Origin of the sequence: Brevundimonas sp. GCM10030266 (assembly GCF_042666595.1) — a bacterium.
Taxonomy (GTDB): Bacteria; Pseudomonadota; Alphaproteobacteria; order Caulobacterales; family Caulobacteraceae; genus Brevundimonas.
Genome location: NZ_JBHTCY010000004.1, coordinates 442,607 through 461,745 on the forward strand (window position 1 = coordinate 442,607; position 19,139 = coordinate 461,745).

Genomic DNA, 19,139 nt, shown 5'->3' on the forward strand with positions numbered 1-19,139 from the left:
GGGGTCAGGGCAGCAGCACCTCAACCCCGTCGTCCGTGCCGATGATGGCTTCGTCGGCGAGGTCGAGGAACAGGCCGTGCTCGACCACGCCGGTGATCAGCTTCAGATCGTCGGCGAGGCGGACCGGGTCGTGGATGGCGCCGCATTTGGCGTCATAGATCAGATTGCCGCCGTCGGTGCGGACCAGACCGCGCTCGGCCATGCGGACGCGGGCGGGCATGTCGATCTCGTGGTCGATCAGGACGTCGGCGATACGGTTACCCGTGGTCTTGTGACCGAAGGCGACGACCTCGATCGGCAGCGGGAACTGGCCCAGCACCGGCACCACCTTGGCCTTGTCGGCGATGCAGATGCAGCGGGCCGAGGCCTCCCACACCAGCTTCTCGCGCAGCAGGGCCGCGCCACCGCCCTTGATCAGGGCCAGACCGGGACCGACCTCGTCGGCGCCGTCGACGGTCAGGTCGATGCGCGGGGTGTCCTCCAGCGTCGAAAGCGTGAGGCCCAGTTCGCGGGCCAGTTCAGCGGTGGCTTCCGAGGTCGGGACGCAGCGCAGCCCCTCCAGCTTTCGCGCCGCCAGCGCCTTGACGAACCACGCCGCTGTCGAGCCGGTACCAAGGCCCACGACCATGCCGGGCTCGACCCGGAGGGCGGCGGCTTCGCCGGCGTTCTTCTTCTGGAGATCGGACATGGACGGCTCGCTTGCGGGTGGGAGGGATTCGCGGCTTGCAGACGGGCCTTTATCGGGGGATCGACCCACGGGGAAGCGCGGGGCGCGACCTTATGAACGGCGACACCTGAATCAGGACGTCCGGCAACTGACCTCGATGACACCGGACACATCCTCCTCCGGGAGAACGTAGCGGTGTCCGGAAAGGTCGTTCTGACCCGTCACATGCACGTCGGCCCCGAATGGTTTGTCGACCAGATCTCGAACGCGTCGATCCATGGCCTTGGCCGGAACGACAATCACCTCGCCTTGGCGGCCCGTCGCATGGACGGGGTCCAGCAGGATTTCGAAGGTCTCGTTCGCATAGGGCCGTCCAGCCTCGTTCGGATGCCCGGCGTAAAGCACCTTGACCGTAACCGCCCCCTGCCCGGGTCTCTCTGGGCAGTTGAACCGAACGCGCACCGGCCCGACCTCATCCGGCTGGACGGGTGGTTCGAACGCGAGAGGCAGGGCGTTGTGAGGATCAGCAAGCCCTTCTGATACCGCGCCGTCCCGCACCACGACGACAGCAAGGCCTGCCAAGCCGGCGACTACGACCAACAGGACACCGCCGAAGAGCAGTTTCCGGAGGGCCATCAGCCCCGCGCCTTCTTCGCCCGCATCATGTCCATGAACTTCGTCGCCCAGCCGGTTCGCGCAGTCTGCGGCGCGCGGGCCAGGGCGAGGTCGCCCGGCGCGACATCAGCCGTGATCACCGAGCCGGAGCCGACCATGGCGCCCGCGCCGATGGTGACCGGGGCGACCAGCGCGCTGTTCGAGCCGACAAAGGCCCCCTCGCCCACCACGGTGCGGTGTTTGAAGAAGCCGTCGTAGTTACAGAAGATGGTCCCGGCGCCGATGTTGGCTTTCGCCCCGACCTCGCCGTCGCCGAGATAGGCCAGGTGGTTGGCCTTGGCGCCCTTGGCCATCGAGACGTTCTTCACCTCGACGAAGTTGCCGATCTTCACGCCCTCGGCCAGCTTCGCGCCCGGACGCAGGCGGGCATAGGGGCCGACCTCGGCGCCGCCGGCCACGGCCGCGCCCTCGATGTGGCTGAAGCTGCGGATGCGGGCGCCGCCCGCGATCTTCGCGCCGGGGCCGAAGACGACATAGGGCTCGATGGTCGCGCCGCCGCCGACCTCGGTGTCCCAGCTGAAATGGACGGTCTCGGGCGCGGGCATGGTGACGCCGGCGGCCATGAAGGTCTCGCGCTGGACCTTCTGGAACAGGGCCTCGGCGACGGCCAGTTCGCCCTGGGCGTTGACGCCCATGACCGAGTCCTCCGCCGCCATGACGGCGCGGGTCGGGGCGCCGCGCTTGCGCGCCAGTTCGACCACGTCGGTCAGATAGTATTCGCCCTTGGCGTTGTCGTTCTTCACCTCGGCCAGCAGTTCGAACAGCAGGCCGACCGGCGCGGCCATGACGCCCGAGTTACAGGTGGTGATGGCCAGAACCTCGGCCGACGCCTCCTTGGCCTCGGTGATGGCGGTCAGGGTTTCGCCGTCCATGACCAGACGACCGTAGGCGCCGGGATCACGGGCCTCGAAGCCGATCACGCGCACGCCCTCGCTCTCTCCGAAGACTGGCTCGATGTCCGAGGCGCGCAGCAGGGGGACGTCGCCGTAGGTAATGACCACCTGGCCCTTGAAGTCGCCCAGCACAGCCTCAGCGGCGCGGACGGCGTGGCCGGTGCCGGCGGGCGGATCCTGCACGGCGATGGCGTCCTCCCCCAGCCGCTTGACCACATGGGCGCGCACTTCCGGAGAATGAGAGCCGACGACGACCACGATCCGCTCGCAGCCCAGAGCCTCGGCGGCGTCGATGGCGTGGTCCAGCATGGCGCGGCCGCCGACCGGGTGCAGCACCTTGGGCAGCGGCGATTTCATGCGCGTTCCCTGCCCGGCGGCAAGGATGATGGCGGCGCGGGATTCGGCGTGGGTGGTCATGAATCGGTCCGGTCGATAGTCAGGCCTCCGGTTCTAGACCATCGCAATCGACGACGGGAGACACGGGCTGATGACGACGCGCGACCTGGACGGCTGGACCGTCGTCTTTGACCTGGATGGGACGCTGGTCGAAACCCATCAGGATCTGGTCGGGACGCTGAACCGGATGCTGGTCAGGCACGGCCTGCCCGAGGCGCCGATGGAGAGCGCGGCCGAACTGATCGGCGGCGGGGCGCGGGCCCTGCTGCAGCACGGGTTCGAGCGCGCGGGCGCCAGCTGGGAAGAGGCCCACGCCCCGGCCCTGTTCGAGGAATTCCTGACCGACTACGTCGCGCACATCGCCGATCATTCGAGCCCCTTCCCCGGCGTGGTGGAGACGCTGGAGCGGCTGGCGGCGCGCGGGGCGATCCTGTGCGTGGCCACCAACAAGCGGACGGACCTGTCTGAAATTCTTCTGGAAAGGCTGGACCTGACCCGACATTTCGCGGCCATCGTCGGGCCGGACAAGGTCAGCGCCCGCAAGCCGTCGGGCGCCCATCTGATCGAGGCGGTGCGGATGGTCGGCGGCGATCCGGCGCGGGCGGTCATGGTCGGGGACGCGGCGCCGGACACGGGCGCGGCGCGCGACGCGGGCCTGCCCTGCATCGTCTGCACCTTCGGCTACAGTCCGACCCCGCCCGCCGAACTGGGCGGCACGGTGCTGATCGACCGGTTCAGCGAAGTCGAGGGTCTGGTGGCGGGGTTCGCCGCTCAGCCCGCCGCCTTGGCAGCGTCGAACGCCTGACGGGCCTTGCCGATGCGGTCGAAGTTCTTTTCGGCCCACAGCCAGACGCCGCAGAAGGCCTCCGACAGGGCGAAACCCATGTCGGTCAGCCGGTATTCGACGCGCGGCGGAATGACCGGATGGACGGTGCGGATGACCAGACCGTCGCGCTCCATCTGACGCAGGGTCTGGGTCAGCATCTTCTGGCTGATGCCGTTGCTGAGTTCGGCGATCCGGCTGAAGCGCTGCTCGCCGTGTTCGATCAGAACCTCCAGCACGATCATTGTCCATTTGTCGGCAACGCGCCCGATGACCTCGATCACCAGCGCCTCGACCTCGGGCGACAGGGGCGGATGGTTCGGGTGCGGATAGGCGTGAACGGCAGGCGCGGCCATGACTTTCCTTTCGGTAAGTACAGCACGTTTAGGTGCCTACTTTCTGATGGAGAGTGTCAGGTATAGATGATCGCCCATCGGATTTCCAACCCACGGAGCATTCCCATGGACACCCGCAACGACACCATCCTGATCACCGGCGGCGGCTCGGGCATCGGCAAGGCCATGGCCGAGGCCCTGCATGCGCGCGGCGCCAGGGTCATCATCGCCGGTCGCCGTCGCGACGCGCTGGAGGCCGTCGCCGCCGCCAACCCCGGCATGGCCGTCGAAACGCTGGACGTCGCCGACGCCGCTGACGTGACCGCCTTCGCCGCCCGCGTCATCGCCGCTCATCCGGACCTGAACGTCGTCATCAACAACGCCGGGATCATGCAGGCCGAAGACCTGACCGTTGACGCCATTGACCTGTCGGTCGTCGAGCAGACCATCGCCATCAACCTGCTGGGACCAATCCGGCTGACCGCCGCTCTCCTCCCGCATCTGAAGACGAAACCGAAGGCGACCGTGGTCACGGTTTCGTCGGGCCTGGCCTTCGTACCCTTGACCGCCACCCCGACCTATTCGGCGACCAAAGCGGCCATCCATTCGTGGAGCCAGTCGCTGCGGACCCAACTGAAGGACACCTCGGTCGAGGTGCTGGAATGGGCCCCGCCCGCCGTGGCCACCGACCTCATGCCGGGCCATGCAGAGAACCCGAACTCCATGCCGCTGGCCGATTTCACCGCCGAAAGCCTGTCGCTGTTCGAGGCCGGGAACGCCGATGAAATCCTCGTTGAGCGGGTCAAATTCCTGCGCGGCGCGGAGGCGCGGGGCGACTACGCAAAGGTCTATTCGATCCTGAACGACGGCACGCACTGACCTCCAGACGGGCCGGATCGCAGCCGAAACGGTTGCGGTTCGGCGCAACGAGGCACATCTTGATCGGCCCTGCCCTCCCCAAGGCCGCCGTCATGCTCCGTCGCTTCTTCGCCATCCCGCTCTGGCAACGCACCGCCGCGGGCTTCGCGCTCGGCATCCTCGCCGGCCTGATCCTGCGGGAGAATGCGGAGACCTGGCTGGGGCCGATCGGCGACGTCTATCTGAACCTGATCCGCATGGTGGTGGCGCCGCTGGTGCTGTTCACCATCGCCAGCTCCATCGCCAAGCTGGGTGAAGGGGTCGGCGCGGTGAGGCTGGCGGTCAGGACCATCGTCTGGTTCGCCATCACCTCCCTGCTGGCCGTGCTGGTCGGGTTCGCTGTCGGTCACCTGATCAACCCCGGCGTCGGCCTGAGCGACCTGCCGCTGGGCGTGGTGCGCGAACGGGAGATCCCGACGCCGCTGGAGGTGCTGATCGGCGTGGTGCCGACCAATCCTTTCGCCGCCCTGAGCGAAGGCAAGATCCTTCAGATCATCTTCTTCTCCGCCCTGGTCGGCGCGGCGCTGGTGGCGCTGGGCGACCGGGCGCAGGGGGTGCGGCGACTGGTGGACGAGGGCGCCGCCGTCGTCTTCCGCATCACCCGCTGGGTGATCCAGCTGACCCCCATCGGCGTGTTCGGCCTGATCGCCTCGGTGGTCGGGGGTTATGGCTGGGAGGCGCTGCTGCCGCTGGGCAAGTTCATCTTCGCCATCTACGCCGCCTGCCTGTTCCACATTCTGGTGGTCTATTCCGGACTGCTGAAGCTGCACGGCCTGAAGGTGACCAGCTTCTTCCGCGGCGCCTTCGCGGCCCAGCAGACGGCCTTCGCCACCTCCTCCTCGCTCGGCACCCTGCCGATCACCCTGCGCCAGACGGTCGAGCGCCTGGGCGTGCCGCAAGCCTATGCCGCCTTCGCGGTGCCCCTGGGCGCCAGCGTCAAGATGGACGGCTGCGGCGCCATCTATCCGGCCATCGCGGCCATCTTCATCGCCCAGTATTTCCAGATCGACCTCAGCCTGACCCAGTACATCCTGATCGGCCTGACCGCCGTGCTAGGCTCGCTGGGCACCGCCGGGGTGCCCGGCACCTCCATCGTCATGCTGACCTTGACCCTGGCCACCGCCGGCCTGCCGCTGGAGGGGATCGGCTATATCGTCGCCATCGACCGGATCATCGACATGATGCGGACGGCGACGAACGTCACCGGGCAGATGCTGGTCCCGGTGCTGGTCGCCAGGGAGGAGAAGATCCTCAACGAGGATATCTACGACGGCCGTGTCGCCTGGCTGCCGGGCGATCCGGACGCGGAATCGCCGGAGACGGTGAAGGCCGCCGGGATCTGATCAACGCCTGAGCAGGGGCTGCAGGCGTCCGTAGGTGAGGCTGCGCCACAGCCACTCGGCCGGGCCGAAGCGGAACAGCCTCAGCCAGACGGCGCTGAACACGCAGAGCGCCGCGAAGACCGCGACCGCGAACAGGTTCATCTTGGCCATGCCCAGCCAGGCCGGATCCTCGATCCGGCCCAGACCCCAGCCGTACCAGACGAAGGCGCCGATGGCGTTGGAGCCCAGATAGCCGGTCAGCGCCATCCGCCCCATCGGCGCGAACAGGGTCGTCAGCCAGCGCCCGCCCCGGCTGATCCAGAGCGTCAGGATGGCCAGATAGCCGAAGGCCATGATCGGCAGGCCCATATAGGCGGCGGTGACCAGACCATAGGCGGCGCCGTCCAGCGGTATGCCCAGACGCCGCGTGGCGTGAACGGCGCTGAGCGCCAGCCCCAGCGGCAGGGCGATCCAGACGATCCGGCGCAGCAGCGGACGATGGCGCTCGATGTCCTCGAACAGCCCTCGTCTGGCCGCCCACAGCCCGAGCATGAACAGGCCCAGCACCCCGAGGTCATAGACCACGACATAGGCGGTCTCCCCGGCGTTGTGCAGCAGGTAGTAGCGCAGGTTGGCGACGACGAAGGCCAGATAGTCGCCGGAGACATAGGCGGGCAGCTGGGCGGCGAAGGCGGCGTCCACGCCCCCCGGCGCATACCCCGCCAGATTGGCCAGCGGCGCGCCGGTCGCGGCCTCGATCCCGCCCGCCATGACCGGCGGCAGGAGGATCAGCCCCAGGCCGAGGCCCAGCAGCGGCCTCTGCCCGACATTGCGGAACAGCATCAGCACCATGCCCAGAAGGGCGTAGACGATCAGGATGTCGCCCCAGAACAGGAAGGCCAGGTTGAACAGGCCGATGGCCAGCAGGATCAGGGCGCGACGCAGATAGAAGCTGGCGAAGCCGGCGCCCCTCGCCTGCGCCCGCTGCATCAGGATGCCGAATCCGACCCCGAAGAGGAAGGCGAAGGCCGAACGGGCCTTGCCCTGCAGGAAGGTCAGGTCAAACAGCCCCAGACCGAGGTCGATGGGCTGGGCCGCCTCCAGCACCGCCCCGGCCTTGAACAGCATCACCATGGCGGTGAGGTTCATCACGATCACCCCGAACAGGGCGATGGCCCTGAGGGTATCGATCACCACCAGCCTCTCGCTGACAGGCGTCATCTGAACCTGCCCCGCCACCCCGGTCCCGGTCGTCATTTCGGAAACCCTCGTTCGGCGGGGACATTGCCTGCCATATGGGGCGCTGTCGATGGCTTTGGGCCTTGCCTCCCGGGAATGACCGGGCTATGTCCCCCGCCTCCCCGGTCGGCGCACCGCTTCGGGGCCCGAAAGATGGATGTGTAGCTCAGCGGGAGAGCACCTCGTTCACACCGAGGGGGTCACAGGTTCAATCCCTGTCACATCCACCATTTCCCCTTCAGATCAGATGCCCGCAGCCTCGTCAGCACAGATGACGGGACCGCTGACGCGCGACAACTGGCCATCGGCGCCGACCTGCACCGCCTGCTCGGCCCTCAGCAGGCCCGGGGCCGCCTCGGTGCGTCCGACGAAGCCGATCAGGCCGGCCTCAGCCGAGAACTCGCCGGTCGCGGCGCCCCGGCGGCATTCAAAGGCGGCGAACGTCTCTTCCGACGCCGCGTTCAGGCGAATCGTATCCAGCCCTCTCCAAAGCGCGTGCTGGCCGTCGCGGCCCACCTCGCGCTTGGACACCACGATCCAGTCGCGCGGATTGCTGGTGGAGCGGAACAGGCTGACCGCGAGCGGATCCCCGACGTAGGAGCCGCCATAGGACTCGTAGCCCGCGACCTCCTCCGGCTCGCCTCCGGACCAGGTCACACCGACGAGGGCGCGTTCGTCGCCGGTCGGCCGGGCGCTCGCGACGCTCCCGCCTGCGATGACGAGAATGCCGCAGAGAATGCCGGTCAATGCCTTCATGAGCTCACTCCTTTGCTACGGCGCGGTCGGCAGACGCACGATCACGTCGTCCACCTGGACCCCGCCACGGTCGATCACCAGGTTCTGGTAATTCCTCTGGCCGTCCTGGGTTTCCGATTCGACGTCCTCGACCTCGGTGCGGAACTGACGACGAAGGTAGGTGGACAGCTCACCGGCCGTGACCAGCCGGTCGCCGTCCATGTCGGCGGCCCCGACCATGCCCTCGCGCAGGAAGTGGGACAGGTAGCCGCCCGCCCGGAATTTGCTGGCCACGGCGCTGGTCAGATCCTCTTCGGAGCTGAACAGGCCCATGACGCCCGGGCGGTCCACCACATTGCGCGCGAAGCCGCCCGAGTAGCAGGCGTCGATGACCAGCAGGGACAGGCGGGTGTTCAGGCGACTGAACATCTCGCCCATCTCGACATCGCTGATCTCGCCGTCGCGCAGGACCAGGGTCTCGCTCTTCCCATCCGGCTCGATCCCGCTGGCAGCGACCTCGGTCTGGTTGCCGTGGCCCGAGAAGAAGAACAGGAACATGTCGTCCGGCCCCGCCTCGGCGGCGACGCGGGCGAAGGCCGAGCGCACCCCCTCGACGGTGGCCTGCGCATTGGTCAGGACCACGCTGGCCTCGTTCAGCGATCCGCCCTGCTCCAGCGCCTCGGCCAGCTTGACGGCGTCCTCGTCGGTAAAGTCGAGGTTGCTGCTCGCCCCGCCATAGTCCGAAACCCCGACCATGACGGCGAAGATCCGCCGCCCGCCCGGCGCCGCCGCCTGCCGCACCGACTCGCGGCCGGGCTCGACGGTGAAGCGATAGGAGCCGGTCTCGCCCGGCTGGTAGGACGTCACCTGAACCTCATACTCGCCGTCTTCCGGCAGGATCAGTTGCTGGCGGCTGTCGGTGCCGTCCTCGCCGTCGTCGTTGTCGAACTGCTCTCCCGAGGGCGAACGGACGATGGTGTAGGCGTCGAAGGCCGAGGAGGTCAGCTCGACCTCGACCCGCTCGCCGCGACGGCCGGAGAAGGTGTAGCGGTCGAAATACTCGCCGCTCTGCAGGGTCTCGTCGCCGGAGGACAGCGAGCCCGAAATCGTCTGTCCGATCTGGATGGCGCCGCCCGGCGCCGCGCGTTCGGAATCATGGACCCGCGGCTGCGCCTGGGCGACGCCGGTTCCGTCCTCGACCGACAGGCGATAGTCGCCCCGCTCGCCCGGCTCATAGCTGGTGGCGGCGATGATGTAGTCGCCGTCGGAAGGCAGGGTGACCAGCAGGCGGCTGTTGACCGAGGCCTGGACCGTGGCGTCGTCATCATTGAACTCGGAGAAGCCGCCCGGGCCGGTGATCATCACATAGGGATCGAAGGCCGTGGAGCTGAGGCGGATGTCCAGCCGCTGCCCCCGGCGCCCGCTGAAGGTCCAGCTGTCGACGAACTCGCCACTGTTCAGGGTGGCGTCGCCCTCCCGCAGGCTGCCGTTGATCGTCTGGCCCAACCGGATCGACTCCGGGGATGCATGGGCGCGTGGCCCGACGGGGCCGGTCGAGGGCGAGGTCGAGGCCGGCGGCGTCGAGGCGGGGCCGCTGGCGGGACGCCCCGCCGGTGATCCGGCCGGAGGCGTGTCGCGCGGACGATCCTGCGAATGGGCCGGTGCGGCAAGAACAGTCAGGGCCGTGGTGGCGGCGAAAATGGTGCGAAGCATCTGATCCCCTTGTTGCGTCCAGCTTGCCCTCGCCCGTCCGGATTGTCAGCGCCGGACTGAACTTCCGTCAGAAATCGACCGATCATCGCTCTCAGGGCCGCGCTTCCGCCTTGATTGCGGAGCACATGCCCCGCCCTTCGCTCGCCGGATAAGGCTGGCGCGCGCCGCGTTGGCGCCCTACGGACCCTGCCCATGCCCTTCCCCGCCAGCCATCCCGCGCTCGACCGCGCGCTTTCCGAACGCGGCTATGCCGAGCCCACCGCCGTCCAGGCCGCCGTGCTGGAGGCCGAATCCGGCCGCGACCTGCTGGTTTCGGCCCAGACCGGCTCGGGCAAGACCGTCGCCTTCGGCCTGGCCATGGCCCCGACCCTGCTGGGCGACGCCGAGCGGTTCGCCGACAACGCCGCGCCGGTCGCCCTGATCATCGCCCCGACCCGCGAACTGGCGCTGCAGGTGTCCAAGGAACTGGAGTGGCTGTACGCCAACACCGGCGCCCGCATCGCCACCTGCGTGGGCGGCATGGACCCGCGCGCCGAGCGCCGGGTACTGGACCGCGGAGCGGCCATCGTCGTCGGCACCCCGGGTCGCCTGAAGGATCACATCGAGCGCGACGCGCTGGACCTGTCCGAACTGAAGGTCGTCGTCCTCGATGAGGCGGACGAGATGCTGGACATGGGCTTCCAGGAAGATCTGACCTTCATCCTGGATCAGGCCCCGGCGGAGCGCCGCACCCTGCTGTTCTCGGCGACTATCGCGCGCGACATCGCCGAACTGGCCAAGACCTACCAGCGCGACGCCTTCCGCATCGACACCGTGGTCAAGAACGCCTCGCACGGCGACATCGAATACAAGGCGATCCGCATCGCCCCGCACGAAATCGAGCACGGCGTCGTCAACGTCCTGCGCTATTTCGAGAGCCCGGGCGCCCTGGTGTTCGCCAATACGCGGGAGCGGGTTAAGCACCTGACCGCGTCCTTGCGCGAGCGCGGCTTCTCTGTCGTCGGCCTGTCGGGTGAACTGACCCAGTCGCTCCGGTCGGAGGCCCTGCAGGCCCTGCGCGACGGTCACGCCCGCGTCTGCGTGGCCACCGACGTCGCCGCGCGCGGTCTGGACCTGCCCGATCTGGGGCTGGTCATCCACGCCGAGATTCCGGTCAACAAGGCCACCCTGCTGCACCGTTCGGGCCGCACCGGCCGCGCGGGCAAGAAGGGCGTCTCGGTGCTGATGGTCAGCCACACGCGCCGTCGCAAGGTCGAGATGATGCTGAACTCGGCCTCCATCAAGGCCGAGTGGTCGGGCGCCCCGTCCGCCGACGAGATCCGCGCCAAGGATCACGAGCGGATGCTGACCGATCCGATCCTGATGGCCGAGGCCGACGAGGAATCGATCGCCATGGGCAAGGAGCTGCTGGAGCGGACCTCGCCCGAGCACGTCGCCGCCGCCCTGATCCGGCTGTACCGCGAGAAGCTGCCGCCCCCCGAGGACGTGCAGGACGACGAGCGCATGAAGCGCGCCCAGGAAACCGGCCGCAACGAGCGCGGCCAGAAGGACGGCCCGCTGGTCGACTTCGCCCGCGGCGGCGACATGACCTGGTTCCGCGTCAACATCGGCCGCGAGAAGAACGCCGATCCGAAGTGGCTGCTGCCGCTGATCTGCCGTCTGGGCCACGTCACCAAGCGCGACGTCGGCTCGATCAAGATCTTCGACCGCGAGACCAAATTCGAGATCACCGCCGACGCCGAGGCCAAATTCCGCGCGGCCATGGCCCAGTCGAACGACGAGGGCGTGACCATCCAGGACGCCGTGGCTCCGGCCGCCGGCGAACGCAGCCTGCGCAAGTGGGACAAGCCGCAGGGCGAGCGCGGTGGGGATCGTGGTGTGGATCGGGGCGACAAGCCCTTCCGCAAGCCGCGCTTCGACGGCGAAGGCTCGAAGAAGCCCTGGCAGTCGCGCGAGCCGCGTCAGGACGGCGATGCGCCGAAGAAGCCCTGGAAAGCCCGCGAGGACCGCGCCGAGGGCGACGCGCCGAAGAAGCCGTGGGCGCCGCGCACCGACCACGACGCCGCCCCGGCGGCTGACGGCGGCGCGGGCAAGAAATGGGTCAAGCGCACCAAGGACGACCCGACCCCAGAGGGCAAGAAGCCGTGGGTCGACAAGAAGGGTCCGAAGAAGCCCTGGCAGCCGCGCACCGACGGCGCGGGCGCCGCGACCGGCGGTGATCGTCCGTGGACCGGCAAGCCCAAGCCCGGCTTCAAGAAGCCCGGCGGCAAGCCCCCGTTCAAGGGCAAGCCGCGCGGCTGACCTCAGACCTCCTCGATGCCGATCGGGGCCTTCAGCAGCGCATGAAGGCCCGGGTCGCCGTCGCGGTAGTCGAGTTGCCCGCCCAGCTGGGTGACGAGGCTTTCGATCATCATCGAGCCGAAGCCCTGCCCGACCTTGTGCCCGCCCTTGCCGGCGTCCTCGACGGCGAGACGCAGGTTGCGCCCGTCTTCCTGCAGGCGGATGCGGATCGGCCCCGGCTGGCCGTCATAGGCGTATTTCTGGGCGTTGATGATCAGTTCGGTCAGGATCAGGCCGAGGGTGACCGCCCTGCCCGCCTCGACACGGACCGGCGCCAGATCGTGCTGGAGCTCGGCGTTCCAGTCCGGGCCGACCGAGGCGCCCAGGTCATCGATCAGCTCGACGAAGTAGCGTTCCAGATCAACGGTTGAGCCGGCCTCCGCGCGGTACAGGCGGCTGTGCACCATCGACACGGCCCGCACGCGACGACGCGCCTCCAGCAGCTGCGCCTGCGAGGCCGGATCGGCCTGACGGGCCTGGAGGCCGAGGAAGGACGACACCAGCGTCAGGCTGTTCTGGACCCGGTGGTTGACCTCGCGGATCAGGAATTCCTGCTGCTCCAGCCGCAGGTCGCGCTCGCTCAGCGACGCCTGCAGCGAGCGGTTCAGGCTGCGAAGCTGGCTGACCGAGGCGAAGTCGATCAGGGCGTCGCGCATCCGGCCGGCCGATTCGACCTGGGCCGGGGTCCACCGGCGCGACCGCCCTCGCACCGTCTCGGACCAGGCCTCGAACGAGTTGCGCGGCGTCAGGACGGCCTTGTCGCCCGTCTTGCGGGCCGTGGAGGGATCACCGGCCCAGCGCACGGTCTCGACGATCTCGGCCCGGAACCACAGGACGGTCAGGGGTCGGTCCCCCTGCAGGTGGACGCCCAGAAGGCCGCTGCCCTCGGTCGTGAAGGCGGAAGCCTCCGGACGGCGCTGGGACAGGACGTGGGTCGAGACGGGACGCAGCCCGGGCTGGTCGGCGACCCATTGGGCCAGATCGCGGATGGCGGCTTCCGGCGGGGTGACGCCGAAGCGGTACTGCCCACCGGGCCCGACAATGGCCACGCCGTCGGCGTCGACCAGATCCGCCAGATCCCGACCGTTGTCGGCCAGCGCCTCCTCCAGCGGACGGTCCGCCGACAGACGCCCCATCAGCTCATCCTCGAGCTGACGCAACCGAATGCGCTCGCGATAGAGTTCAGCGTCCCCCTTGGCCTTGATCTGACGGGCCAGATTGCGCGCCAGTGTCGTCGCCGCCATGCGCAGTTCGAACGGCAGGAGCTGCGGCCGGGCGCTGTGGCAGGCCACCAGCCCCCAGAGATCGCCGTCAATGATGATCGAGACCGAGGCCGAGGCGCGTACGCCCATGTTGCGCAGATACTGGAGATGGACCGGCGAGACGCTGCGCAGGCCGCAGTCGCTCATGTCCAGCGGTCGCTCCGCCGCCGGGCGCAGGGCTTCCGGCTGATAGTGGGAATCGGGGATCACCCGGACCGGATTGCGCAGGTACAGGGCCCGCGCCTGCCGCGGGATGTCGGTGGCCGGGAAGTGGTGGTTCTGGAAGGATTCGACCTCCGGCGAACGGGCCTCGGCCACCACCTGCCCCGCCTCGTCCTCGAGGAAGCGGTAGATCATGATCCGGTCGAAGCCGGTCAGGGTGCGGAAGGCCTCGGCGGCGCGGTCGCAGACCGCCCGGACGCTGGGCGCGCGCTCCAGGGCGGCGCCCGCGACATCAAGGCGGCTGATCAGTTCGATGCCCGGCTGGGCGGATTGCGAGCTCTGCTCGATCTCGACGATCAGCAGGCCGTCATGCGGGCGGGCGATGACGTCGTAGTCCAGACCGTCGGCGCCGCGCCAGCGCCCGACGAAGCCGTCGTCGCCCAGACCGGAGGCCCGCAGCCGCTCGGTGATCCGGCTGCCCAGCAAGCCCTCGACGGACCGCCCCAGCCAGCTGTCCTCGCCGGTGACGCGCGCGAGGCGTCCCGCCTCCTGACGAACCGTCAGCCCGGCGGTTTCAATGACCAGCAGAAGGCCGTGCGGCTGGATGGCTTCCGGCACATGAATCGGCTCGCGATCGCAGGCGTTGAGATCCAGTCGGTCAGCCAGCGCCACGGTGTCGGTCATGCACTCGAAACTTTACCGGGCAGGTGGAACCAGCAGTCTGAAGGCCAGATCGAACGCGTCGATTCCCCCCTTCACGACGTCCTCCTCAACCGCCCGCCCCGATGCGCACGCAGAGTCCATCGCGTGCATGAATGCCCGCCAACGCGATCCGGTTCCATCCCCCCAGGGATCCAGAAAATCGAGGCCGGTCAGGGGGATGCCGTCGCGAACCATGGCCTTCTGCATGACCCGGCCGCCCAGCATGGAGCCCTCGGCCACATAGACCCAACCAATGGCCTGCCCATATGTCGGGAGGGCGACAACCGCTTCGTCGGCCGGCGTCGGGACGCCGAGCGCCTCCAGTCCCGTGAGGATCAGCGGCGAACGGCGGTCAGGCTCATAGCCATCCGCCTCGAACGACGCCCGCCAGGGGGCGATGGCGGCCTCGACGGCGCTGTGCAGGACATGAAACCGGGCGACCATCGCGGGCCGTTCGTCCAGATCGCGCAGACGCCGCTCGACGTCGGCCTGGGTCTCGATGGCGGTGTGGATGTCGGCGGTAGCGGTGCGGAGGGACTGCAGAACGGGCGAGACTGACATTCATTCTCCGTAACAGACTCTGCGACAGAGTCACCTTGAATGCGGCCATTGATCCGGGCGTGTAACCGTTTACGCTGTCGCTCGAACGGCTCAGACGGCGATCAACGCCGCCAGCCGACCAGTTGTAATGGGCAGGAAACATGGCGGACGTCCGGCTGACCGGCGTGACCAAGCGGTTCGGGACGACCGAGGTGCTGAAGGGGATCGATCTCGAGATTGCGGACGGCGAGTTCGTCGTCTTCGTCGGCCCGTCCGGCTGCGGCAAGTCCACCCTGCTGCGCACCATCGCCGGGCTTGAAGACGCCTCCGGCGGCCAGATCGAGATCGGCGGCCGCACGGTCAACGACCTGTCCCCGTCGGACCGCGGCATCGCCATGGTCTTCCAGTCCTACGCGCTCTACCCGCACATGAGCGTGTATGAAAACATGGCCTTCGGGCTGAAACTTGCCAAGGCGGACAAGGCCGAGATCGACCGCCGGGTGCGGGCCGCCGCTGAGACGCTGAACATCACCGACTATCTGGAACGCAAGCCCAAGGCTCTGTCCGGCGGCCAGCGCCAGCGGGTCGCCATCGGCCGGGCCATCGTGCGCGAGCCCGAGGTCTTCCTGTTCGACGAGCCCCTGTCCAACCTCGACGCCGCCCTGCGCGTGCGGATGCGTTACGAGTTCGCCAGCCTCCACGAGCGGCTGAAGACGACGATGATCTATGTCACCCACGATCAGGTCGAGGCGATGACGCTGGCGGACCGGATCGTGGTGCTGAACAGCGGGATCATCGAGCAGGTCGGCGCGCCGATGGAACTGTACGAGCGTCCCCGCAACCTGTTCGTGGCCGAGTTCATCGGCAGCCCGAAGATGAACCTGATCCCGGCGGAGATCGTCACCGCGACCGCCAAGGGCGCCACGGTGAAGACGGCGCAGGGCGACACCCTGAAGATCGCGGTCGACGCCTCGGCGGCGAAGGTGGGTGATGCGGTCACGGTCGGCATCCGGCCCGAGCATCTGGCGACCGACGGCAAGACCGGCATCAAGGCCGCCGTGACCTTCGCCGAAACCCTGGGACACGCCACCTTCGCCTATGCCGCCTATGGCGACACTGCGCTGACGCTGCAGTTGCCCGGCGATGTGCGGCCGAAGACGGGCGAGAACCTCACCCTGACCGTTCCGGCGGAACTGGCGCATCTGTTCGACGCTGGCGGCGCCGCTTTCGATCGTCTCTGAGCGGAACGCTTGTTGCGTCGCACAAGGCGCTGCTTCTAGATGAGCGGATGCCCTCCCCGGCCACGCTGACCATCGACCTGAACGCGCTCGCCGCGAACTTCCACACCCTCCAGGCCGTGGGCGGCGCGCCCGTGCATCCGGTGGTCAAGGCCGACAGCTATGGTCTGGGCGCCATCGCCTGCGCCTCGCGCCTGATGGCCGAGGGCGCGCGGACCTTCTTCGTCGCCCGCACCGCCGAGGGCGAGGCCCTGCGCAGCGCGCTCGGCCCCGAGCCGGTCATCCATGTGCTGGACGGCTGCCTGACCGGCCATGCGCAACGGTTGATCGCGGCGAACCTGAGCCCCGTGCTGAACACCCCGGCCCAGTTGGCCGAGTGGCGGGCGGCGGACGGCGGCCCCTGCGGTCTGCAGATCGACACCGGGATGAACCGGCTGGGCTTCCGCCTTGAGGATGCGCCGGAGCCGTTCGACGGTCTGGGACTGGTGATGAGCCACCTCGCCTGTTCCGACGATCCGACCGAGCCGATGAACGCCCGCCAGCGCGACGCCTTCGCGGCAGCGGCGCAACGCTATCCGGGCGTGACCCGCTCCTTCGCCAACTCCGGTGGCGTCTTCCTGGGGCCCGACTACGCCTTCGACGCCCTGCGCCCGGGCATCTGCCTGTACGGCGGCGGGCCGGAAGGCCGTCCTGACCCGCGCATCCGCGCCGTCGTCACCCTGGAGGCCGAGGTGCTGCAGGTGCGCGACGTGCCGGCGGGGGAGACGGTCGGCTATTCGCGCGGCTTCCACGCCATCGGCCCGACGCGGATCGCCACCTGCGCCGCCGGCTACGCGGACGGCCTGCTGCGCAGCTACAGCCCCAAGGGACAGGTCTTCGTCGGCGGCGCCCTGCGCCCCATCGTCGGACGGGTGTCGATGGACGTCTGCGCGGTGGACATCGGCGATCTGGATGTGTCGGTCGGCGACAAGGTCGAGCTGTACGGCGCCAACCGCCTGCTGGACGACGCGGCGGCGGCGGCAGGCACCATCAGCTATGAGCTGCTGACCTCGATCACCCTCAGGGTCCCGCGCCTCTACGTCGGCTGACGCCCATGCGTCATTTTTGGACGTATGCCCGAGCAGTCCCCCTGCCCGAACGGCTCCGCCTGCGCTAAGCCAGCGTCATGGCCAAGGATAGCTCAATCTACGTCTGTCAGTCCTGCGGGGCGGTGCACGGCAAATGGTCCGGGCAGTGCAGCGCCTGCGGCCAATGGAACTCCATCGTCGAGGAGAGCCGCTCGGCCCCGCCCGGCGCGCTGAAGCCCGCCGCGACCAGCCGCGCGAAAGGCCTGCAGTTCGAGACCCTGCAGTCCGACACGCCCGAGCCGCCGCGCATCATCACCGGGGTGGCCGAATTCGACCGGGTCTGCGGCGGCGGCGTGGTGCCGGGCTCGGCCCTGCTGCTGTCCGGCGATCCCGGCGTCGGCAAGTCGACCCTGCTGCTGGAGGTGGCCGCAAAGGCCGCCCTCGCCGGTCGCCGCGTCGCCTATATCTCCGGGGAGGAGGCGGTGGAGCAGATCCGCTCGCGCGCCCGCCGCATGGGCTTCGAGAAGGCCCCGGTCGAACTGGCCTCGGCCACGGCCCTGCGCGACATCCTCGGCACCCTGAAGCGCGAGACCTTCGACATCGTCATCGTCGATTCGATCCAGACCCTGTGGTCCGACGTGCATGAGGCCGGCCCCGGCTCGGTCACCCAGGTCCGCGCCTGCGCCAGCGAAATGGTGCGGCTGGCCAAGTCCGGCGGCCCCGCCGTGGTTCTGGTCGGCCACGTCACCAAGGACGGCCAGGTCGCCGGTCCCCGCGTGGTCGAGCACATGGTCGATGCGGTCCTCAGCTTCGAGGGCGAGCGGGGTTATCCCTTCCGCATCCTCCGCGCCGGCAAGAACCGCTTCGGCGCCACCGACGAGATCGGCGTGTTCGAGATGGGCGACAGCGGCCTGCGCGAGGTCAGCAACCCGTCCGCCCTCTTCCTTGGCGAGGGCAAGGACCGGGCGCCCGGCGCGGCGGTCTTCGCCGGCATCGAAGGCTCGCGCCCGGTGCTGGTCGAGATGCAGGCCCTGGTGTCCAAGTCCGCCTATGGCACGCCACGTCGCGCGGTCGTCGGCTGGGACACGGGCCGTCTGGCCATGGTGCTGGCGGTTCTGGAGGCCCGTTGCGGCATCAGCTTCGGCGATCAGGATGTCTACCTGAACGTCGCGGGCGGCCTGCGCATCAATGAGCCGGCGGCCGATCTGGCGGCGGCGGCGGCCCTGATCAGCTCGGCCATGGACATGCCCCTGCCGCAGGGCTGCGTCGTCTTCGGTGAGATCAGCCTGTCCGGCGAGTTGCGCGCGGTGGGCCGGGCGGAGGCGCGGCTGCGCGAGGCGCAGAAGCTGGGCTTCGACCAGGCCCTCTCCCCGGTGCTGACCGTCAAGGACAAGGGCGTGAAGATCACCGGCATCAGCCGCCTCGGCGAAGCCGTCGAACGAATCTCGCAAAACCGCTATTGAAGCTGAACGTCGGGGTTTCGAGCGCGCATGAACGGTTTTGACGTCGTCGCCATTCTGGTTCTGATCGCCTCGGCCGCCGCCGGCTGGGTGCGCGGCGGGACGCGTGAGATCATCACCCTGCTCAGCTTCGTGCTGGCGGCCTTCGTCGCCCTGGTCGCCCTGCCCCTGACCGCCCCGCTGGGCCGGATGCTGGTCAATCCCGACTGGGCCGGGACCATCTTCGCCGCCATCCTGTCCTTCCTGCTGATCTATTTCGGCATCCGCATCTTCGGCTCCATCCTGTCGAAGAAGGCGCAGGCGCATCCGCATCTGGGCGGGGTGGACCGGGTCGTCGGCATTATCGTCGGCGCGACGCGCGGTCTGGTGCTGCTGGGCGCGATCCATCTGGTCATCGTGGCCGCCATGCCGGGCGAGCGCACCCCGAACTGGCTGAGCGAGGCGGCTGTGCGTCCGCTGACCGCCGGGGCCGCGCGGGCCATCCAGATCATCCTGCCGGGCATCGGCAAGGGCGTGGACGCCCTGACCCCCGTCGTATCTTCGTCCGTGAGCCAAGGGTTTTCCGAAGAAGAAGCCTTGCCCTCGCCCGAAACAAACAATACTTCGCCCGCGTCCGCCGCCCGCTAGACTTCCCCCTGCTTCATCGGAGCCC

17 protein-coding genes and 1 tRNA gene are annotated in these 19,139 nt (G+C 68.7%); 9 read left to right on the top strand and 9 right to left on the bottom strand.

Going from position 1 to position 19,139, the window contains the following annotated elements; translation table 11 throughout:
- Positions 1-4: 4 nt before the first annotated feature.
- The 3 genes from rpiA to glmU form a co-directional block, all read right to left on the bottom strand.
- Entirely contained in the window at positions 5-688 is a 684-nt protein-coding gene (rpiA, locus tag ACFQQC_RS14475; protein ID WP_376863155.1) for a ribose-5-phosphate isomerase RpiA, read from the bottom strand.
- A gap of 111 nt (positions 689-799) precedes the next feature.
- Positions 800-1,303, bottom strand: coding sequence for a hypothetical protein (locus tag ACFQQC_RS14480; protein ID WP_376863156.1), 504 nt, complete (start codon positions 1,301-1,303; stop codon positions 800-802).
- Positions 1,303-2,652: a bifunctional UDP-N-acetylglucosamine diphosphorylase/glucosamine-1-phosphate N-acetyltransferase GlmU gene (glmU, locus tag ACFQQC_RS14485; protein WP_376863157.1), complete on the bottom strand. Its 1,350-nt coding sequence runs from the start codon at positions 2,650-2,652 to the stop codon at positions 1,303-1,305. The genes ACFQQC_RS14480 and glmU overlap by 1 nt, the downstream gene beginning before the upstream one ends.
- A gap of 70 nt (positions 2,653-2,722) precedes the next feature.
- Between glmU and ACFQQC_RS14490 the strand changes: the two genes are divergently transcribed.
- Complete coding sequence (locus ACFQQC_RS14490) at positions 2,723-3,436, top strand: HAD-IA family hydrolase (protein WP_376863159.1); 714 nt, start codon at positions 2,723-2,725, stop codon at positions 3,434-3,436.
- On the opposite strand, the gene ACFQQC_RS14495 is transcribed toward ACFQQC_RS14490, so the two are convergent.
- Entirely contained in the window at positions 3,403-3,810 is a 408-nt protein-coding gene (locus ACFQQC_RS14495) for a winged helix-turn-helix transcriptional regulator (protein WP_376863160.1), read from the bottom strand. The genes ACFQQC_RS14490 and ACFQQC_RS14495 overlap by 34 nt on opposite strands.
- A gap of 105 nt (positions 3,811-3,915) precedes the next feature.
- On the opposite strand from ACFQQC_RS14495, the gene ACFQQC_RS14500 reads away from it, so the two are divergent.
- The gene (locus tag ACFQQC_RS14500; protein ID WP_376863161.1) at positions 3,916-4,668 is read left to right on the top strand and encodes an SDR family oxidoreductase; all 753 of its coding nucleotides are present in this window, start codon (positions 3,916-3,918) and stop codon (positions 4,666-4,668) included.
- A gap of 92 nt (positions 4,669-4,760) precedes the next feature.
- On the top strand, positions 4,761-6,050 hold the full coding sequence (locus ACFQQC_RS14505; RefSeq protein ID WP_376863244.1) for a dicarboxylate/amino acid:cation symporter: 1,290 nt from the start codon (positions 4,761-4,763) through the stop codon (positions 6,048-6,050).
- On the opposite strand, the gene ACFQQC_RS14510 is transcribed toward ACFQQC_RS14505, so the two are convergent.
- Entirely contained in the window at positions 6,051-7,286 is a 1,236-nt protein-coding gene (locus tag ACFQQC_RS14510; protein ID WP_376863162.1) for a DUF418 domain-containing protein, read from the bottom strand.
- Positions 7,287-7,423: 137 nt separating this feature from the next.
- Here ACFQQC_RS14510 and ACFQQC_RS14515 point away from each other — a divergent pair.
- Positions 7,424-7,498 (top strand) — tRNA-Val (locus ACFQQC_RS14515).
- A 13-nt stretch (positions 7,499-7,511) separates the two neighbouring features.
- Here the strand turns inward: ACFQQC_RS14515 and ACFQQC_RS14520 are convergent.
- Positions 7,512-8,024, bottom strand: a complete 513-nt coding sequence (locus tag ACFQQC_RS14520) for a hypothetical protein (RefSeq protein ID WP_376863163.1) — start codon at positions 8,022-8,024, stop codon at positions 7,512-7,514.
- Between the two features lie 15 nt (positions 8,025-8,039).
- A complete protein-coding gene (locus ACFQQC_RS14525) occupies positions 8,040-9,716 on the bottom strand; it encodes a caspase family protein (RefSeq protein WP_376863164.1) in 1,677 nt (558 codons plus the stop codon).
- Between the two features lie 192 nt (positions 9,717-9,908).
- On the opposite strand from ACFQQC_RS14525, the gene ACFQQC_RS14530 reads away from it, so the two are divergent.
- A complete protein-coding gene (locus ACFQQC_RS14530) occupies positions 9,909-12,017 on the top strand; it encodes a DEAD/DEAH box helicase (RefSeq protein ID WP_376863165.1) in 2,109 nt (702 codons plus the stop codon).
- A gap of 2 nt (positions 12,018-12,019) precedes the next feature.
- Here the strand turns inward: ACFQQC_RS14530 and ACFQQC_RS14535 are convergent, their stop codons facing one another.
- Together ACFQQC_RS14535 and ACFQQC_RS14540 are read right to left on the bottom strand one after the other, a co-directional pair.
- Positions 12,020-14,164, bottom strand: coding sequence for a histidine kinase dimerization/phosphoacceptor domain -containing protein (locus tag ACFQQC_RS14535; protein WP_376863166.1), 2,145 nt, complete (start codon positions 14,162-14,164; stop codon positions 12,020-12,022).
- 12 nt (positions 14,165-14,176) lie between these two features.
- Positions 14,177-14,743, bottom strand: coding sequence for a biliverdin-producing heme oxygenase (locus ACFQQC_RS14540; protein WP_376863167.1), 567 nt, complete (start codon positions 14,741-14,743; stop codon positions 14,177-14,179).
- 140 nt (positions 14,744-14,883) lie between these two features.
- On the opposite strand from ACFQQC_RS14540, the gene ACFQQC_RS14545 reads away from it, so the two are divergent.
- From ACFQQC_RS14545 to ACFQQC_RS14560, 4 genes are all read left to right on the top strand, one after another.
- The gene (locus tag ACFQQC_RS14545) at positions 14,884-15,963 is read left to right on the top strand and encodes an ABC transporter ATP-binding protein (protein WP_376863169.1); all 1,080 of its coding nucleotides are present in this window, start codon (positions 14,884-14,886) and stop codon (positions 15,961-15,963) included.
- Positions 15,964-16,010: 47 nt separating this feature from the next.
- Positions 16,011-17,048, top strand: coding sequence for an alanine racemase (gene alr, locus ACFQQC_RS14550; protein WP_376863170.1), 1,038 nt, complete (start codon positions 16,011-16,013; stop codon positions 17,046-17,048).
- 77 nt (positions 17,049-17,125) lie between these two features.
- Positions 17,126-18,490: a DNA repair protein RadA gene (radA, locus tag ACFQQC_RS14555; RefSeq protein WP_376863172.1), complete on the top strand. Its 1,365-nt coding sequence runs from the start codon at positions 17,126-17,128 to the stop codon at positions 18,488-18,490.
- A gap of 27 nt (positions 18,491-18,517) precedes the next feature.
- On the top strand, positions 18,518-19,114 hold the full coding sequence (locus ACFQQC_RS14560) for a CvpA family protein (protein WP_376863174.1): 597 nt from the start codon (positions 18,518-18,520) through the stop codon (positions 19,112-19,114).
- The last annotated feature ends 25 nt before the right edge of the window (positions 19,115-19,139 follow it).

Bases quoted from the DNA above. Each gene is read 5' to 3' on its own strand.
- rpiA (WP_376863155.1), bottom strand. From the start codon at position 688: ATGTCCGATCTCCAGAAGAAGAACGCCGGCGAAGCCGCCGCCCTCCGG.
- ACFQQC_RS14480 (WP_376863156.1), bottom strand. From the start codon at position 1,303: ATGGCCCTCCGGAAACTGCTCTTCGGCGGTGTCCTGTTGGTCGTAGTC.
- glmU (WP_376863157.1), bottom strand. From the start codon at position 2,652: ATGACCACCCACGCCGAATCCCGCGCCGCCATCATCCTTGCCGCCGGG.
- ACFQQC_RS14490 (WP_376863159.1), top strand. From the start codon at position 2,723: ATGACGACGCGCGACCTGGACGGCTGGACCGTCGTCTTTGACCTGGAT.
- ACFQQC_RS14495 (WP_376863160.1), bottom strand. From the start codon at position 3,810: ATGGCCGCGCCTGCCGTTCACGCCTATCCGCACCCGAACCATCCGCCC.
- ACFQQC_RS14500 (WP_376863161.1), top strand. From the start codon at position 3,916: ATGGACACCCGCAACGACACCATCCTGATCACCGGCGGCGGCTCGGGC.
- ACFQQC_RS14505 (WP_376863244.1), top strand. From the start codon at position 4,761: ATGCTCCGTCGCTTCTTCGCCATCCCGCTCTGGCAACGCACCGCCGCG.
- ACFQQC_RS14510 (WP_376863162.1), bottom strand. From the start codon at position 7,286: ATGACGACCGGGACCGGGGTGGCGGGGCAGGTTCAGATGACGCCTGTC.
- ACFQQC_RS14520 (WP_376863163.1), bottom strand. From the start codon at position 8,024: ATGAAGGCATTGACCGGCATTCTCTGCGGCATTCTCGTCATCGCAGGC.
- ACFQQC_RS14525 (WP_376863164.1), bottom strand. From the start codon at position 9,716: ATGCTTCGCACCATTTTCGCCGCCACCACGGCCCTGACTGTTCTTGCC.
- ACFQQC_RS14530 (WP_376863165.1), top strand. From the start codon at position 9,909: ATGCCCTTCCCCGCCAGCCATCCCGCGCTCGACCGCGCGCTTTCCGAA.
- ACFQQC_RS14535 (WP_376863166.1), bottom strand. From the start codon at position 14,164: ATGACCGACACCGTGGCGCTGGCTGACCGACTGGATCTCAACGCCTGC.
- ACFQQC_RS14540 (WP_376863167.1), bottom strand. From the start codon at position 14,743: ATGTCAGTCTCGCCCGTTCTGCAGTCCCTCCGCACCGCTACCGCCGAC.
- ACFQQC_RS14545 (WP_376863169.1), top strand. From the start codon at position 14,884: ATGGCGGACGTCCGGCTGACCGGCGTGACCAAGCGGTTCGGGACGACC.
- alr (WP_376863170.1), top strand. From the start codon at position 16,011: ATGCCCTCCCCGGCCACGCTGACCATCGACCTGAACGCGCTCGCCGCG.
- radA (WP_376863172.1), top strand. From the start codon at position 17,126: ATGGCCAAGGATAGCTCAATCTACGTCTGTCAGTCCTGCGGGGCGGTG.
- ACFQQC_RS14560 (WP_376863174.1), top strand. From the start codon at position 18,518: ATGAACGGTTTTGACGTCGTCGCCATTCTGGTTCTGATCGCCTCGGCC.